Source organism: Sphingobium sp. FW305-3-2-15-F-TSA7, assembly GCF_058787155.1.
In genome coordinates this window covers 203962-221581 of record NZ_JBYSZM010000004.1, presented here as the reverse complement: position 1 = coordinate 221581, position 17620 = coordinate 203962, and the positions used below count along the sequence as shown (strand labels likewise).

Here is a 17620-nt window from a genome sequence, read left to right as displayed (position 1 = left end):
TTGCGGCGGGGAGGAAGAAACGACATCGGCGCGCCTTATACCCGAAATAGCGGGCCGGTCGAACGCAGGATCGCGCCCGGCCGGCCTGTCACTTTCCGGGGTTCTAGCCCGGCATCGACCGTGCGGCCTTTGCGGCGCGAATGAGCTGGATGAGCTCGGCGCGATAGCCGAATTCATCGTCGCCGCGTGCCGTCGAAACGAGCCTCAGCACATCGTCATAGCTCATCGATCCGCTATGCCGGCCGCCGCGCAGCAATTCGGCAAAGGCGGCGACTCCCGTCGCGAAGCGTGCATCCTGCGGTGCGGCATCGAAGCTGGCGACTTCGGAACGGCGATCGATCGGCGTCGCGATGAGCCGGCTGGTATCCGATTTGGGCAATTTGTAGCGGATCTTCACAAAGCCATATTCGCTGCCGAGATCGGGTTGGGCGATGCGCCGCTGCGCAAGGATCGGGGCCGGCGTCGAATAGCGCAGATCGCCGATCGCACGCGGTCCGCCGACGGGCACGATCTCGTACAAGGCAGTCACGGCCTGGCCCGACCCGACATCGCCGGCATCGACCTTGTCATTGTCGAAATCGTCGCGGTTGAGCAGTCGCGTCTCATAGCCGACCAGGCGATATTCGGCGACGGTCGCCGGATTGAATTCGACCTGGATCTTCACGTCCTTGGCGATCGGAAACAGCGTCGAGGTCGCTTCGTCGACCAGGGTCTTCCGCGCTTCACCGACGGTGTCGATATAGGCGGCGGTGCCATTGCCGTTCTGCGCCAGCGTCTGCATCAGCGCGTCATTGTAATTGCCCATGCCGAAACCGAGCACGGAGAGGAATACGCCCTTGCTCCGCTCGCGTTCGATATAGCCCTTGAGTTCCCCCTGGTCGGTGATGCCGACGTTGAAATCGCCATCGGTGGCCAGGATGACGCGGTTGACGCCTTTCGGATCGAAATTGCGGCCGGCGAGCGTATAGGCTTGGCGGATGCCTTCGGCGCCGGCGGTGCTGCCGCCTGCGCCGAGTTGATCGATCACAGCGCGGATCCTTTCCCGCTGGCGGGCGGGTGTCGGCTCGAGCGCGGTGCCGGCGGTGCCGGCATAGGTGACGATCGCGACACTGTCGTCGGCGTCGAGCTGATCGAGCAGCATGTTGAGCGACTGCTTGACCAGAGGCAGCTTGTTCGCCTGGTTCATCGAGCCAGACGTGTCGATCAGGAAAACGAGATTGGCGCGCGGTCGCGTGGCCTGCTGGATCGCATAGCCCTTGATGCCGATCCGGACGAGCTTGCGTCCGGGCGACCAGGGGCTCGGGAACACCGCGATATTGCTGGTGAAGGGTTCGGCGGCGCTGCGCGGCGCCGCATAGGCATAAGGGAAATAGTTGACCATCTCTTCGGTCCGCACGGCTGCGGGCTGCGGCAGGACATTGCGGTTGAGCGAAGCGCGGACGAATGAATAGGACGCGGTGTCGACGTCGATTGAAAAGGTCGAGACCGGCTCCTCACGCGCAACCTTGAAGGGGTTTTCGGAGATTGCGGTGAAGCGGTCGCGCCCGATAGGCGGCGGCATGGGGATGTAATGCTGGTCGGCATAGGCCGGCACGCGCGCCATCAATGCGCCGGTGGCAACCATTGGGGCCGGCGGTGGGGGAGGCGGTGGCGGCGGTGACACCACGGATCGCGCTTCTTTGCGCCGCGACTCTGACAGCATATCGGCCCGCCTGTCCAGGCGCTGGCTGGTCACGACGATCGACTCGTCTTGCGCGGACAGTTCCGGCGCCGCCGTGGATTGTGGATCGGCGCCCGATCCGGCGCAGGATGCAAGCGCCAGACCGGCAAGGCCGACGGCGATCGCTGGGTGCAAACGGTGCATGACAATCTCCCTGATGACAGCGGCGCACAATCGTCCGCATGTCACTGGGACGCGCCTCACCGGGAAAAGCTTGGGTGATCCTGAAATTTTTTTTGAAAGAGATGATTGAGCTCAGCCGGCACCACCGCGATCCTCGGCGATCAGTCGCCGGACTTCGTGCATCCGCCACGAGACCGTCGATTCCGCGATGCCCAATATCTCGGCCGCCTCGCCATGGGTGAGTTGCTGACCGACGACGAGGATCGCCGCTTCGCGATAGGCGGGCTTCAGCCGCATGATCGCGCTCTTCAGCCAGATCGCGTCATAGAGATCACGGCCATCGGGTGCGCGCGCCAGGCCGGCGAGCACCGCGAGCCTTTCGGTGAAGCCGCCAAAGCTTCTGCGGCGGCGGCGAAGGTCGCGGCAGGCATTGAACACGATGCCGCAGAGCCATGTCGTGAATTTCGCGTCGCCCCGAAAGGTCGCGATCTTTTCGACCAATGTGCAGCAGACATCCTGGGCGATATCGTCGGCGTCGGCGCGCGACCCGGTCAACTGCCAGGCCAGGCCATGGACCCGGTTGTAATGCCGCTGGAGCAGCGCGCCGAATGCGTCGCGATCGCCGCCAATGGCGGCGGAGAGAAGGTCGGCGTCCGGATCATCCCCCATATCGGCCATGCGTCAGCATCGATCGCGATATGTGCCGCGGTCCCCGCGTGGCGGCGCCTGCCTGGCCACACTCGCGCGACAATGAATCTTCATCGACCAGCCCGTCGTCCCATGCCCCGACACAGACTGCTCTGTGCACCATTCGGCGCGACGATGCCATCATTGGCCTGAACCGACGGCCATTGGCCGACTGTCCGGTTTGGACGGGAGCGTCCGGGGGCCGGACGCTCCGCTATCCTGCAGGCTTATTTGGTGCTGGCAGCGCTCTTGCGGCCGCGGGGCGCCTTGGCCGGGGCCGCCTTGCTTGGTGCGGCCTTGGCTGAAGCCGCTTTTGCCGGGGCCGCCTTGGCGGACGCCGTCTTTGCGGGCGCCGGCGCGGCAGCCGCGGGTGCTGCCACCGGTGCGGCCTTGCTCGCGGCCTTCTGGCCCGGCTTGCGGCCCAGGCCGATCTTCTTGGCCATTGCGCGGCGCGCTTCCGAATAGGTCTCTGCGACCATCGGGTAATCGGCCTTCAGGCTGTAACGCTCGCGATACTGTTCGGGAGTGAGGCCATGCGTCGAGAGGTGACGACGAAGCGTGCGATAGGGCTTGCCGTCGATCAGCGAGATGATGTGGTCCTTCGACGCCAGCGACTTGCGCACGGTGACGGCCGGGGTGAATTCGGCAGCCGGCGCGGCTTCGGCCGCGGCAGGGGTGTCGGATCCGGTGAGATCGGCAACCGCACCATGCATCGACTTCAGAAAGGCGGGCACGTCCTCCGCGCTGGCGCGGGTGTTGGGATTGGACAGCCACGCCATCGTCAGGTCGGCGGCAAGTTCCACAGTGTTGATGCCGGTATCTTCATTGTCAGCCATGTTCGGACTCCCGTAAAAATGTCGCAATCCGCCTGCATCGACATGGCGCGACTTGCAAGCCAAAACGGACCTAATCTGGATAGCTATACTCAATAATTGTCATTCGCGAACTGCGGAAGCCGACAATTATGTTCCATTGCGGGGCGATCCGGGAAAGCATCCGTCCGACGATCGACTGCCCGAGTACCATATTTTTTCCCATCGATGACCCATATGAACAGCCGGTCGAGATGCGGTTTGGGACGATGGAGCGATGTGATCGACCCTGAACGATTGTTCATGGAAGCATCAACTGATCATGGATCCAAATCGTCGGTGAAATGCTCGTAGATCGCCGGACAGGACATACCGGTTTGCATCGATCATCTGATTGCCCATTATATCCGCAACATTCATGGCTGTCGTAATCGTCGGATTGCTTATCGGGCCGTGTCACACCGGACGATGATCCGGGATGTCGATCAAGAGATGGCGATCGGCCGTTTATGCGGCTGCAAGCGCAGCCATGACGGGCGCGTGAAGCGCGGCGTCGATCACGTCATGAACACTGCCTGCCGCGATCCAGCGGCGCATCGGTTCGCGATCACCCGCAAAACATCGTGCGAGTGCGCGTTCGCCGTAATCGTCGCGGATCGCCGCCAGCCGATCGACGCGGCGGCCGACATATTCATGCCAGTCTTCGCGGGTGAGCGAATAGATGCGCGCTCGCCCCACGCATGGCGGCGGTTCGAGCCGCATGACGACGAGCAACGCGACGGTGCGGGGATCGCGGGTCCAGTCGACAAGCGCATCGGTGAGTGTCATGTGGCGAATATACGATAATCGTATATTTTGTCAATGGTGCCCGGAGCCCCCGGCATCCAGCCGCGATGTCCGGGCGGCATTCGCGGGCCCGTCGTTTCGGCCCATGGAGAACGAAATAGGAAATTTCCTATTCACATGTAGGGAAATTCGCGCCAATCATATGGAACGAAATGGGAACATCGATTCGGGGAGAAACTGATCGTGCGACGTGTCGAACTGGCCGATCCCGAATGTGCCGGCGGTTGCGCGCCATGTTTTCTCGATTGCGCGATGACGCGCATGGTCATGCTCGACCGATCTCGCGAAATCGAGCGACTGCTCCGCGCGCGGCCACCCCGAGCGCATCGGGGCTGGGATGCGTGGCTGTCGGCTTACCGAGAAGCGCAAGGCCATATGCAAGAGCTTGCGCCAAGACTTGAACGGATCGCTCCGACCGGCCCGTCGATGGAACGAGCGGCAGCAACGCGTCGAGCAATGGCGCAAGGGTCTCTGCATTGAATGCGGTGAAGTCCGCATTCCCGGCCATCTCGGCCAGGCCGAAACGCTCGATCAGCGTGCGCCCCTCATCATATGACAAAGTCCGCAATCTGCCGTTGCGGTCGGGCCGATACAGCTTGTTGGCATTGGGCTGGGTGATGCCGATCGCCTCGGCGATCTGCTTTTGGGTGACGCCGCGCTCGACCAGCGCGTCCAATATTGTGGCTGCATCCTTCATCGGTGTCTTTTGGCGCATGACGATCGGCAGGTCGATATCAAATTTCGTATGATATCTTGACAAAATATACGATAATCGCATATATCAATCATATTGGACGGCGGGTCGCGAAGCCGATGCCGCGCAAGGAATTGGAGGTTGGGCAATGGACGATCGAGTCAATGAAGCGGCCGGCAAAGCCATGCCATCCGTAACGGGTGCGCCGCCGCGCACAACGCGTCGACGGCGATTGACCATCGTCACGATGGAGCGCGGACGCGAAGTGGCGGCGGATCGCGCCGAGCGTGTCCGGCTGGAGGCGGCGACCGCGATCGAGGTCAACCGCATCTTCGGCCGGATCGAGGCCGCGGCGGAGAAACCGATCGAGGTCGGCGACCGCGCCGATGTCGAGCGGTTGATGCGGGTGGTGGAGCGGCGCATCGTCGAGGCGGTGTGGACGCTGGCGCGCCTGCCCGGCGGCGATCCCTTTTACAGCCGGCGATGCGGTGTCGCCTATATCCAGGATCCTGCCGACCGCTTTGCCAACGCCGTCGCCAATGGCGGGACATGGGATGAACCGGCACCGCGCCCGCCGCGCCCCTCGCCGCGCGAGATCGATGCTTATGAACGCCCGCTCGAATGGCTGACATTGCTCGAGCGCAACCATGCCAAGCTGCTTTCGACCGCCGCCGGCACGAAACGCGGTGACGTGAGCCGCAACATCAACTGGGACCGTGTGCGCAGGGCGCTGCCCGAGACGCAGGGATTGTCGGTCAGGACGCTGCAGCGACGCTATGAAAGCGGGCTGCGCACGATCGCCAGCGATGTCGAGTGACGAGGCGTTCGAAAATCGTCCGGGCCTGATCGGCATGGCGGATCTTCGGGAGAGATTCTAGAGCAGGCTGTGATCCGACGGAAGCGGATCGCCTACTCCAGATGTTTGTTTAACCGCGATTTTCGAGTCGTTCGATGATTCCATCGAACTACAAATCGCTCTAAAGCAGGTCATGATCGACAGGACGACGTCACCGGAAAGCCCAATCGACCGGGTGCCTTGCATGACGGTCGCCGAACTGTCCGATTTCCTCGACGGCGCCTTTCCGGTTGCGGCGCGCCCCGCTTTTGGCCGGATCGTCGACATCCGGCCCGATCATGTCCGCATGCGGCTCGATCCCGGCGCGGACATGGTCCGGCCCGGCGGGATCGTCTCCGGGCCGACATTGATGGGGTTGGCCGATGTGGCCGCCTATGCCGTCATCCTCGCGCATATCGGGCCGGTCGCAATGGCGGTGACCAATAGCCTCAACGTCAATTTCCTGCGCGCATGCCGGGTCGATCCGGTGATGGCCGACGCGCGACTGCTCAGGCTCGGGCGACGGCTCGCCGTGGTCGATGTGCGGATCTGGCAGGCGTCGGAGGCACAGCCGGTGGCGCAGGCGACGGTGGGCTATGCCTTGCCGTGAACGGCCAGGGGCGCGTTTTCCGACCTTCGCCCCCATTGTCGTCGTCCGGTCGTGATCCCATCTTCGCGACGCGCGGGTATCGCGGCGACGCGGGAGTCATGATGATCGACGTCAGCACCTATCCCAGCCCCGAAGCTGCCGATGCGACCGCGGTCTACGCGGTGGGCGACGTGCACGGCCGGCTCGACCTGCTCGAGGAGATCGAGGCGGCGATCGCCGCAGACATCGCCGCCACGCGGCCGGCGCGGCCGGTGATCTGCTATCTCGGCGACTATATCGATCGTGGTCCGGCCTCCGCGCAGGTGATCGACCGGCTCGCCACGCCATTTGACGACGGCGTGACGCGTGTCTTCCTGATGGGCAATCATGAAGACCGGATGCTCGGTTTCCTCACGGCGCCCGCGGCCGACGGGCCGGCCTGGTTGCAATATGGCGGCCGCGAAGCGCTGGAGAGCTATGGGCTGACGGTTCCGTCGCTGCCGCTGGCTGCCGACTGGCCGCGGCTGCGCGACGCACTCGCCGCCGCATTGCCGCCCGCACATCTCGATTTCCTGCGCGGATTGCGGCTGGCCTTTGCCTGGCGCGGATATCTGTTCGTCCATGCCGGGCTCGATCCCGCGCGGCCGATGAACGCGCAGGATCCGCGCGATCTGATGTGGATCCGCGAACCGTTCCTGAGTTCGGATCGCGACTGGGGCCTGCGTGTCGTCCATGGGCATGTCATCGTCGATGCGCCCGTGTTCCGTGCCAATCGCATCGGTATCGATACCGGCGCCTATCATAGCGGTCGGTTGACCTGTCTGGTCGTCTCGGATGGGGAAACGCGGTTGATCCAGACCGCCGGTTGATCATTCCGGTGTGCACGCCGCTTGCGATCCGCCCGTCCCGGCGGCAAAGCGTGATGTGGCGGCACATGACGTGACCGGCTTTGCCGGAAAGGGGGAATTGAGGTGCAGGGCGGTAGGAACGGACTCCCGTCGCGACGGGCGACGCCGAGGCTCAAGATTTTCCAGCCGGCACAGATGATGCTCGGCGACCGGTCGGTCCGCGTCCATCTGCTCGACATATCGGTGGGCGGCGCGCTGGTGCATGCCGCGACCCCGCCCGAGCTTGGCAGCCGGGTGACGCTCGACTGCGCCGGGATCGCGCGCCCGGCGACCGTGCGCTGGGTCGGTGGCAGCCGCTTCGGTGTCGCGTTCGACCGACCATTGAACGATGCGGAGGTCGAGGCGGTGATGGCCACCCAGTCGCCGAGTCCGCTGCAATCGCGCAACGACGCGCCGGCGCGCTGATCGGAGCGATTCCGCGTCCGATCGGGCATAGCCGTTCGCGTCACGCCCTTGGAACGGGCGGAGAGGGCGCGAGCCCCAATCGAACACTCACCCCGACCTAGCCGTTCGGATGGGCGGGCAGATAGGCCGCTCCGTCCAAAGATAGCGTGAAGTCTATCGCGGCTTCGCCTTTACTCCCATTCGTCAATCGTACCGGTCCGCCCGGAACGATGCGGAGGCTGGAACAGACCCCGCCGGACAGCAGGAGCCGTTCGACCATGAAAAGAAGGGGGGAATTGATGACCGTCATATTCGTACGTTCGAGGCGCATTGCATGCGCCACGCCGCTCGCGCTGGCCGCCATGCTGGCTGCCGGCTTGCCCGCGACCGCCCGGGCGCAGGCGACCGATCCGCAGGCCCAGTCGCAACCCGAAGCCGCCGAGGGCGACGACGTCATCTATGTCACCGCGCGCAAGCGGATGGAGCGGCTGCAGGATATTCCCGATTCGATCGCGGCGTTCGGTGCGGAGGCGATCGCCAGCGCGAACATCCAGAATGTGAAGGACGTCGCGGTCCGCGTGCCCAATGTCTCGATCGTGGAGGCGCAGCAGCCCGGTGTCGCGCTGATCAACATTCGCGGCGTCGGCCAGGCGCGTAACGGCGAATCCCCGGTCGCCGTCGTGGTCGACGGCGTCCAGCTCAGCAATGCCAGCCAGATCACGCAGGACCTGTTCGATATCGAGCGGATCGAAGTGCTGAAGGGGCCGCAAGGCGCGGTCTATGGCCGCAATGCGATCGGCGGGGCGATCAACATCGTCACGCGCCAGCCGACCAACGATCTCGAGGGGTTCGTCCAGGGCGGCTATGGCACCGGCAACGATATCCGCGCCAGCGCGAGCGTCAGCGGCCCGATCATCGCCGACAAATTGCTGTTCCGCATCGCCGGATCCTTGCGCGATTTCGACGGCGATATCGACAGCCTGAACACGCCGGGCCGCGACAAGGCCAATTGGCAGAAGGACCGCAATGTCCGCGCGAGCCTGCTCGCCAAGCCCAGTGAGGCGGTGACGATCGATCTGCGCTATGCCCGGCTGCAGACCCGTGCGGGTGCCGCCTATTATGTGCCGATCCCGGCGGGCGTCTCGATCGATGCGCCGCTGCCCTATATCGGCAACGTGCCCGGCCGCGCCAGCCGCGTGCTCAACGACTGGTCGGCCAAGGTGGATGTCGATCTGGGTGCCGCCACGCTGACATCGGTCACCGCCTTGTCGAAGGTCGGATCGTTCATCGACGAGGATCTGGACTATACCCCCGCCGACGCCACTGCGGCGCAGCAGCGGTTGAAGGCGAAGAATTTCAGCCAGGAACTGCGCATCGCATCCGACGGGTCGGGGCCGACCAAATGGCTGGGCGGTGTCTATTTCCTGCGCACCCGCCAGACGTTGGACACCAAGATCTTCGTCGGTGCGGACTTGCTGCCGCTGTTCGGCCTGCCGGCATCGCTCGCCCCGCTGCTGTTCTCGACCAGCGGCGCACGCGACCGCAACAAGGCCTATGCCGCATTCGGCCAGCTTTCCCACCGGTTCGACAACGGCCTCGAGCTGACCGGCGCGGTGCGTTACGATGTCGACGACCGGCATCAGACCGATCTGATCGCGGTCGGCAATCCCGAATATGACACAAGCTTCAAGTCGCTCCAGCCCAAGGCATCGGCGGCCTATTTCTTCAATCCCGACGCGATGATCTATGCGACCGTCGCCAAGGGCTTCCGCAGCGGCGGTTTCAATCCGCAGGCGCGCCTGACCCGCCGTTACAAGAAGGAAGAGAACTGGAATTACGAGGCCGGTTTCAAGACCAGCCTGGCCGACCGCAAGGTCACGTTGAACGGCGCGATATTCTATACGCGGATCAAGGATCGTCAGGTCTATGTGCTCGACCTGATCAATTCCGCGCAGACTCTGGTCAATCCGATCCCCAAGGCGGAAGTCTATGGTGCGGAACTGGAGCTGAGCGCCCGTCCGGTGGCCGGGCTCGATCTGGCCGCATCGGTCGGGGTCACCGGATCGAAGATCCTGACCTATGACACGACCGTCTTTGCCGGCCTGCCTTCGGCGGGCGATTTCAAGGGCAACAAGCTGCCCCAGGTGGCCGGAATCTCCTATGCGCTTTCCGCGCAATATCGCTTCGAGATGGCTGGCGATGTCGCGCTGATCCCCCGGCTCGAGCTCAACGGATCGGGTGGCGCCTATTATTGGGAGATCGACAATCTCGCCAAGCGCGGCAGCACCAATCTGATCAATGCACGGCTGACGGTGGAGGCGGGCAAAGTCTCGGTCACCGCTTTTGCCGAGAATCTGCTGAAGGAACGCTACGTCCTCGAATATGTCCCGGCGCAATGGAGCGGTGCGGCGGGTGATTTCTCGGCCGCCGCACCGGGGCGACGCATCGGCGTGCGTGCCCGGCTGGATTTCTGATGCTACTTCGCCCGCTCTCATCTTGTCATTCCCGCGAATGCGGGAGACGTAGTCGACCGTAGGTCAATCCAGCTTCTTCTTCTTTTTGATGCTTCACGGAAAAGCTGGATCCCCGCGTTCGCGAGGATGACAAAAGGGAGTCGACAACAATAAGGAACGACAATGGGACAGGCACAGGTGGTGCGGCGGATCTCGGCCCCGGCAGCGGCGGTCTGGGACCTGATATCCTGGCGCGGCATGGCGCAGCTCGTCGGCGACGGGCTGTTCGAGGGAGTCGTGTTCGACGACGACAGTGTCGCGCCTGGGGCGACCAAATGGGTGCGCGGGCCATGGCCGCTGCCGATCCGCGAGCAGCTGGAATGGATCGACGAGGCACGGACCAGCTATGGGTATCGCGTGGTCGACAATGGTCCGCTGCCGGTGACCGATTATGTCGGCACGGTACGTGTCGTGCCCAATGGGCCTGACGCCTGCTCCGTCACGATCCGGTGCGACTATGTCGGCGTCGATGTGACCGATGCCGAATGGCAGGCGACATGGGAGGCGATGGAGGGCGGCCTTCTCGATACGGTCGCCGCGCGTTTCGGCGATGCGCCGACGGCGCGGGCCGAGGAGGACATCGCAGCGATCGTGCGTGCGCGCAGCGACGTGTTCCAGGCCGATTTCGCGACCGGCGACGCGGCGCGGCTGGTCGCCAACTATTATGTGCCCGACACGCATGGCGGCGGCCCCCGCGTGGTGATGCCCGATGCGCCGATGCTTGTCGGCCGGGATGCGATCGCGGCGATGTTCACGGGCATGATCCGCGATTTCTCGGCGTGCGAATTGCGCCAGGTCGAAGTGCGCCGATCGGGCGACATGGCCTGGGAATTGAGCGAGGCGACGGTCACGCCGCGCGACGCGGCCGCCCCGCCGCTGGCAGTGCGTTACATCATCGCCTGGGCACTGACCGGCGAGGGCTGGCGTGTGGCCGTGGACTTCTTCGCCTGGGGTGATCTGGGACTCGATTCACCACCGGCTTGATGACATGATGCCGGACTTGAACGGACGGAAAGGGGATAAGGAGGTCGCACTGCCCGATCATGGACCCGATCGATCGCCCGGTGAGGACTTCGGCGAAACCTGGGACGATATGCGCGCGGCCGATCCCGGTTTCGCGGCCGAACTGCCTTATCGCTATGCGCCGCGTCCACCCAGCGGCTTCACCGTCGTGCGCAAGGATCTGCTGCGCCATCTGACCGAAGCCAGCCTGCTCAAGCAGCTTTCGATCGTTCGCGGCCCAGCAGGCTCGGGCAAGACGACCTTGCTCTCGCAATGGCGCGACGTCGGCCGCGAGATGGATCGCGCGATCGCCTGGCTGACCATCGACGGCGCCGATCGCGAGCCCGGCCATTTCGTCGCGGGGCTGGCCGATGCGCTCGACGGCGCGGGCTGTACCGCCACCGCTCAGGGCTTCCGTGCGGTGTGCGACGGGATTGCGGGCCGATCGACGGTGCAGGTCGCGCAAATGCTGGCATCGGTCTGCAATCGCGCCGGTGAGCGCCCCGTCATTGTGCTCGATCAATATGAGGATATGGACGGTGCGCGGGCGGGCGAGATCATCCGCGGCTTCCTGCAGCATGCGACCAGCGCGCGGCTGGTGATCGCCAGCCGTGTCCGCCCCGCCATTCCTCTCGGCAGCTTGCGCGCACGCGATCAATTGTTCGAGATCGGCCCGTCCGACCTGAACCTGACCCCGCTGGAGACGCGGGCGGTGTTCGACGCCGACGTGCCCGAACTCTACACGCGTCGCCTGCATTTCGAGACCAGCGGTGAGGCGGTGGCGATCGGTTTTGCCCGGCGCGTGATGGACGAATTGCCGCGCGACATGGTCGGCACCGAGAATTGGCAGGATCAACTCCACGAATATTACCGCGCCGAAGTGCTCGACGCGTTGCCCGCCGAACTGCGCGCCGCGATGAGCCGGTTGGTCGTGGTCGAGCGGTTCGATCTGTCGCTGGCCAACGCGCTGCTCGGCCGCAACGCCACCGAGATGATCGAGCGGCTGCACCATATCGACGGGCTGTTGCTGCGCCATCGCGGCACGCAGGAATTCTATTTCTCCGAAATGCTGCGCCGTTTCCTCGAACAGCGCCTGGCCTGGCTCGAGGATGACGAGCATGCCGCACTCCACGGCCGCGCCGCGACCTGGTTTGCCGAGCGTGGCCGCAATGTCGAGGCGTTGCGCCATGCCGTCGCCGCCGGCAATCGTGATGAGGCGATCCGGCTGCTCGATCGCATCGGCCATGCCAATCTGTTGCCGCAACAGGGCGTGCCGGCGACGCACCAGTTGCTCGAAGCGATCGGCCTGGTCGAGGAAGCGACGACGGGAACATTGCTGTCGATGGCGCTGATCCATGCGCATGAGGGCGATGTCGAGGCGGCCGCGGCGCGGCTGGAGGAAGCCAAGGCGCGTATCGCACGCGATGGCGATGCCGATGCGGCGGTGCAGGGGCAGTTGATCCGCGCCGAAGCCTTTGTCGCCGGTTTCCGCGATGAGACCGTCGGCGCGGAGACCGCGCCCGCGCTGCAACGCTATCTGGAAAGCATGGCGGAGAGCGAGCATGACGGCCGTGCCCAGGCCCGCATCCTGCTGTCCTGGGATCTTTTCTGCCGCGGCGACCTGCCCGGCAGCGCGCAATTGATCGAGGCCGCCGCCGACGATTATGCGGAGACCGAGGCGGTCTATGGCTGCCTGTTCATGCATGTCCACCGCACCCTGGCGCGTTTCTGGCGCAACGATCTCGATCGTGCGCTGGAGGATATGACGCTGGCCGAACAGATGACGCGGATCTTCTTTCCGGAGGATCAGCGGCTGCGCGCGATGACGGGGATGCTGCGCGCCGGATTGCTGTTCGAACTGGGGCGGCCCGATCCGCTGATCGATCTCACCGCGCTCGTCGGCGCGGTCGGCGCGGTCGAGAGCTGGAGCGAGATCCAGATCTGGAGCCACGTCCAGGGCGCGCGCGCGGCGATGGCGCAGGGACGGCCAAGCGAGGCGCGCGGCATTATCGGCTATGGTCTGGAGGTTGCGCGGCGGCTCGATTCACCGCGGCTCGGCTGGGCGATGCGCGTCAGCGGGATCGATGTCGCGGTCCGCGTCGGCGATCTCGATCGCGCCGCGCACGAGGCCGCGGCCATGGGACTGGCCGATGACGATTTCGCCGGTGCGGAAGCCGGCAAACTGACCTGGCAGGAACGCATCGGCGGCCTGCTCGCCGCGGTCCGCCTGGCCGATGCGCAAGGCGCCCTGGATGATGCCGAAAGGCTGATCGAACGCGCGGACAGTCTGGCGGCGGCGACTGGATCGACGCGCCACGCGGTCGCACTCGGCATTGCGCGTGCCCGGCTCGCGCATGCGCGCGGCGATGCCGATGCGACCCAGGCGGCGCTGGATGCCGCGCGGCAATTTTGTCCCGAGTCGGTGCCGGTGCAGCTTTTCCTCGATGGGGGCGAGTGCCTGCGCGCCTATATGCCCGATCTCGCATCATGGGCGATCCCGAGCATCGCGCGCGCCGGCCGACTGGCCGACGAGCCTGCGGCCCGGGTCGGCGCCCGCGATCCACTGACGGCACGCGAACGCCAGATCCTGCTGTTCATGGGGGAAGGGCACCCGAACAAGGTGGCCGCGCACCGGCTGGGCCTGAGCGAAGCGACGGTGAAATTCCACCTGCGCAATATCTATCGCAAGCTCAGGGCACAGAACCGGACCCAGGCACTGGCGCGGTATCGGACATTGTCGCGCGACGGGGTTTCGTTCGGCTAAAGCAACATCATAGGACAGGCATGCCGTGATGATGTGCGATCACGGCATGTGCGGGCGACTCACCGATCATATTTCCGCGTTCCGCGCCGGCCCTGAGTCGGCGTCGCGTCGCCCGGAGCCCGATTCTCATCCGCTGCGTTCGCATCGGCGGAGACGCGCCGATCGGCGGCGCTGCCGTCGGGATCCATCCATTTTCGCCTGTCGATGCCGAAGCCGCCGCTGTTCTGGAAACCGCGCGGCGCACGAAGGAAAAGGCCGGTGAGCCATGCCGCCGCGGCGACAAAGCCGATCACGATCACGATAGCGAAGATGGCCAATCCCGACATATCATTTGCGCCCATTTTTTCGTTCAGCCCGAGAGCCGCCAATGCGCAGATTGTTTAGATCGGGTTCAATATATCATTAGTTAAGGCGGCTCGGAAATTGAGATGAACCGTGCAAGGGCGGCCGTCGCTCAACTATGCCCTGACTTGACGGTATCCGCCCGATGATCGCCGAATCCGGACCGATCAGTGATCGAAGTTGGCCGACTGGAACCATTGCTCCGGCAAGGCCTGCGCGCGCGGCCAGACTTCATCCAGCGTTTCGGCGTCGTAAATCCGGCCGTTCTTCATCACCAGGCTGATCGCGCGGGCATTGCGGATGTCGGTCAGAGGGTCGGCATCGAGTATCAGCAGGTCGGCGAGCTTGCCGGGTTCGATGCTGCCGATGTCGGTGGCATGGCCGATGACCTCCGCCGATCCGATCGTGGCGGCGCGGAGCACTTCGAGCGGGGTGGCGCCGCCCGCGGCATAGGCCTCCATCTCGTAATGATAGCCCAGGCCCTGAAGTTCGCCATGGCTGCCGATGCCGATCAGTCCACCGGCGCGCTGGATGCGCAAGGCGTCGGCGGCAAAGGCGGGGTAGAGGCTGTCGTCGGGTGACGACCATTCGCGGCCGCGCATCTTGGCGTCGACCACACTCCCCGGCATGAAGCGGCGCAGCTTGGCGTCGCGGCTGGGATCGTCGCGGATGATCATGTCGTCGAGCGACGGCATGCCGCCATACATGACGTTGAAGGTCGGCGAATAGCCGATCCGGGTGCGCGCATAGAGCTGGACGACATCGTCGCGCAGCGGCGTGACGGGCAGGCTGTGCTCGTTGCCGGCGAAACCGTCGATCGCATGGGTCAGGTTGAGCGTCAGGTCGCTCGCGCCTTCGGTGGTCGGCATCATGCCGAGCTCGGCCGCCGCCTCGGTCATGAACTGGCGCTGGCGGCGGTTGCCGATCATGTAGGATTTGATGTTGCGCGTGCGATAATGGTCGCGATAGCGGGTCAGCACGTCGATCGCATCGGCCTTCGAATTGACCTCCGCATTGACGAAGATGCCGGGGCCGGTGGTGAAGGCGCGGGGGCCAGGCATCATGCCGGCATCGATCATGTCCTGATATCCGAACATGTCGACGGTGAAGGGCTGGACCTCCAGGCCGGAGGTGACGCCATAGGCGAGATTGGCGAGGAAATCCCAATGGCCGCGATCGAGCAACCCGCGGCGGATCTCGAACCAATGGGCATGGGTGTCGACCAGGCCGGGCAGGATGAACTTGCCGGCGACGTCGCGGATCGCGGCGCCCGCGGGTACCGCGACTTCGCCGGTCCGGCCGATGGCGGCGATGCGGTTGCCGGTGACCACGACATCGGCGCCCGTGACGACTTCGTCCCCCCGCATCGTCACCACGGTGGCGCCGCGCAGCACGACGCTGCCGCTTGGCATGTCGCGCGGCAGCGAGATGGGGGTGGGGAAGCTTTCTGCGCGGCTTTCGGCGGTGCCGGGCGGCGTACCCGCGATACCGGTGAGCGCGACGGTGCGGATCGTCGATCCCACCGACCACAGGATCGAGGTGCCGTCCCGGCTCCAGGCCAGATGATCGGCGCCGATCCGCGTCAGCCGCGTGAGCGCGATCGATGGCGCGGAAAGCTGGATGGTCGCGCCGCCGGGCGCATTGGCCGGGGGCAGATCGACCAGATAGAGCTGCGACGCCGCCTTGACGAGCGCGCGATCACCCGCCGGGCTGATGCGGACATCCTCGGGCGGCACCGGCATCCCGGCGTAATATTGATTGCCGTTACGCGCCTTGAAGGCGATGTCGCGGCGCAGATCCTCGCCGTCGAGCCGGATCGAGCTCGTTCCTTCGGGGGCTGTGAAGCGCAGCCGGCCGGCATTGCCGAATTGCAGCGCACGAATGCCGAGGCCGCTCGTTACCAGCCTGACCGGTCCGCCGCCGCCGGCCGGGAGCAGCACGATATCGGTCTGCCGGTTCTGCGAAAGCTCGTCATTGGTCTCGAGCCGGTCGTGATGATTGGCGCGCAGCACCGCGATGCTTCGTCCGTCGGGCGCGAATTGTGGTTCGCTGTACATGGCGGACGCCTGGGTCAGCCGGCGCGGGCGCCCGCCGGCGGCGGGAACCGTCCACACCTGTCCGCCCTCGCTTGCGGTCCAGGTGACATAGACGATCGAGCGCCCATCGGGCGACCAGCTCGGCTGGAAGGCCATGCCCTCGACGCCCGACACCGGCCGCGCGGCGGCGCCTTGTGTCAGCGCGCGCGTATAGAGCCGTCCCAATGCGGTGAAGGCGACGCTGCGGCCATCGGGGGACGGGGCGGGTCCCTGGAGCACGCGCACTGTCACCGGGCCGTCGTCGAGTGTCTGCGCGACGCGCGTCGATCGGCCGACATCGAGCGCGACCGATGCGCTGAACGGGATCGGCGCGGCCTTGCCGCTGGCGAGATCGATGCGCGATAGCCCGCCATTGACGCTCGTCAGGATCGATCGGCCGTCCGCGTTGAAGCTGAAGCGCGGAACCAGGTCGACATAATAGCCGCCCTCGCGGCTGTCATGGTCGATCGCCGCGATCCAGCGATCGTCGCCGGTATCGAGGTCGCGCAGGCGCAGGCCGGTGCGCGTGCCGGTGCGGCTGGCATAAGCGAGCCGGCGGCCGTCGCGCGACAGCATCGGCCGCATCGCGCCGCCGGGCGAAGCGAGAATCGTCGCTTCCGCACCGCTCCGCAGGTCGCGCCGGACGATCGACCAATGCGGCAGATAGCGATCGTACCAGAGCGTGCCAGTCTTCTGCGCATAATAGAGATAGCGCCCGTCCGGCGACGGCGCGGCACCCAGCGCGTTGATACGCTTGTCGAACCCCTCGGTGCCGCTGGGCTTCGCCTTGGTGATCTGGACGCCCGCACCGCCGTCGCGATCGTACATGAAGATCTCGAACGCCAGATCGGCATGGATCGAGCGTGAGACATAGACGAAACGGCCATCGGGCGACCAGGCGGGCGACGAATAGATCGCCGCGCTCTCGTCGCGCGAAAGCTGTTTCAGGCCGGTACCGTCGCTGTTCGCGATCCACAGGTTCGCCGCCCCCGAACGATCGCTGACAAAGGCGAACTGGCGGCCATCGGGCGAAAAGACCGGCTGGGTTTCATAGGCCAGCCCGCGCAGCAGCGGCCGTGCCGTGCCGCCCTCGGCATCGATCGCATAGATATCGCCTAAGATGTCGATCAAAATGGTCCGCCCGTCGGGCGAGAGATCGGGTGCCATCCAGGTGGCTTCGCCGACCTGGAAATCGAGCCGACGATCGGGCGCGAGCGTCAGGGCCGTATCGGTTTCGGCGGCTGCAGCGGGGCCGGCCAGCAGCGCGCAGCCTGCGAGCATCAATCCCATCAGGCGTGCGTGCGACCTCACCATCGTCTTCCCCCT

General features: G+C 65.2%; 13 protein-coding genes and 1 pseudogene. 7 read left to right on the top strand and 7 right to left on the bottom strand.

The window, feature by feature from the left end:
• Positions 1 to 103: 103 nt before the first annotated feature.
• The 5 genes and pseudogenes from AC3WN8_RS04560 to AC3WN8_RS04540 form a co-directional block, all read right to left on the bottom strand.
• Positions 104 to 1864: a vWA domain-containing protein gene (locus AC3WN8_RS04560; protein WP_492668202.1), complete on the bottom strand. Its 1761-nt coding sequence runs from the start codon at positions 1862 to 1864 to the stop codon at positions 104 to 106.
• A 111-nt stretch (positions 1865 to 1975) separates the two neighbouring features.
• Positions 1976 to 2521 (bottom strand): RNA polymerase sigma factor, encoded by a 546-nt coding sequence (locus AC3WN8_RS04555; protein WP_492668201.1) that lies wholly within the window; start codon positions 2519 to 2521, stop codon positions 1976 to 1978.
• Between the two features lie 371 nt (positions 2522 to 2892).
• Positions 2893 to 3366: pseudogene (locus tag AC3WN8_RS04550) on the bottom strand (Ros/MucR family transcriptional regulator); the annotation flags it as partial.
• 483 nt (positions 3367 to 3849) lie between these two features.
• A complete protein-coding gene (locus tag AC3WN8_RS04545) occupies positions 3850 to 4170 on the bottom strand; it encodes a hypothetical protein (protein WP_492668200.1) in 321 nt (106 codons plus the stop codon).
• 283 nt (positions 4171 to 4453) lie between these two features.
• Positions 4454 to 4885 carry a hypothetical protein gene (locus AC3WN8_RS04540; protein WP_492668199.1) on the bottom strand — a complete coding sequence of 144 codons (432 nt, stop codon included), beginning with the start codon at positions 4883 to 4885 and terminating at the stop codon, positions 4454 to 4456.
• Positions 4886 to 5030: 145 nt separating this feature from the next.
• Here AC3WN8_RS04540 and AC3WN8_RS04535 point away from each other — a divergent pair, with 145 nt between their 5' ends.
• From AC3WN8_RS04535 to AC3WN8_RS04505, 7 genes are all read left to right on the top strand, one after another.
• On the top strand, positions 5031 to 5699 hold the full coding sequence (locus tag AC3WN8_RS04535; protein ID WP_492668198.1) for a hypothetical protein: 669 nt from the start codon (positions 5031 to 5033) through the stop codon (positions 5697 to 5699).
• Positions 5700 to 5922: 223 nt separating this feature from the next.
• Positions 5923 to 6327 (top strand): PaaI family thioesterase, encoded by a 405-nt coding sequence (locus AC3WN8_RS04530; protein ID WP_492668197.1) that lies wholly within the window; start codon positions 5923 to 5925, stop codon positions 6325 to 6327.
• Positions 6328 to 6428: 101 nt separating this feature from the next.
• Positions 6429 to 7175, top strand: coding sequence for a metallophosphoesterase (locus tag AC3WN8_RS04525; protein WP_492668196.1), 747 nt, complete (start codon positions 6429 to 6431; stop codon positions 7173 to 7175).
• Positions 7176 to 7277: 102 nt separating this feature from the next.
• The gene (locus AC3WN8_RS04520; RefSeq protein ID WP_492668195.1) at positions 7278 to 7619 is read left to right on the top strand and encodes a PilZ domain-containing protein; all 342 of its coding nucleotides are present in this window, start codon (positions 7278 to 7280) and stop codon (positions 7617 to 7619) included.
• A gap of 278 nt (positions 7620 to 7897) precedes the next feature.
• The gene (locus AC3WN8_RS04515; protein WP_492668194.1) at positions 7898 to 10072 is read left to right on the top strand and encodes a TonB-dependent receptor; all 2175 of its coding nucleotides are present in this window, start codon (positions 7898 to 7900) and stop codon (positions 10070 to 10072) included.
• A 162-nt stretch (positions 10073 to 10234) separates the two neighbouring features.
• A complete protein-coding gene (locus AC3WN8_RS04510; protein ID WP_492668193.1) occupies positions 10235 to 11095 on the top strand; it encodes an SRPBCC family protein in 861 nt (286 codons plus the stop codon).
• Positions 11096 to 11111: 16 nt separating this feature from the next.
• Positions 11112 to 13877 (top strand): LuxR C-terminal-related transcriptional regulator, encoded by a 2766-nt coding sequence (locus tag AC3WN8_RS04505; RefSeq protein ID WP_492668192.1) that lies wholly within the window; start codon positions 11112 to 11114, stop codon positions 13875 to 13877.
• Between the two features lie 59 nt (positions 13878 to 13936).
• On the opposite strand, the gene AC3WN8_RS04500 is transcribed toward AC3WN8_RS04505, so the two are convergent.
• Positions 13937 to 14203, bottom strand: coding sequence for a hypothetical protein (locus AC3WN8_RS04500; protein WP_492668191.1), 267 nt, complete (start codon positions 14201 to 14203; stop codon positions 13937 to 13939).
• A gap of 183 nt (positions 14204 to 14386) precedes the next feature.
• Positions 14387 to 17608 (bottom strand): amidohydrolase family protein, encoded by a 3222-nt coding sequence (locus AC3WN8_RS04495; protein WP_492668190.1) that lies wholly within the window; start codon positions 17606 to 17608, stop codon positions 14387 to 14389.
• Between the last annotated feature and the right edge of the window lie 12 nt (positions 17609 to 17620).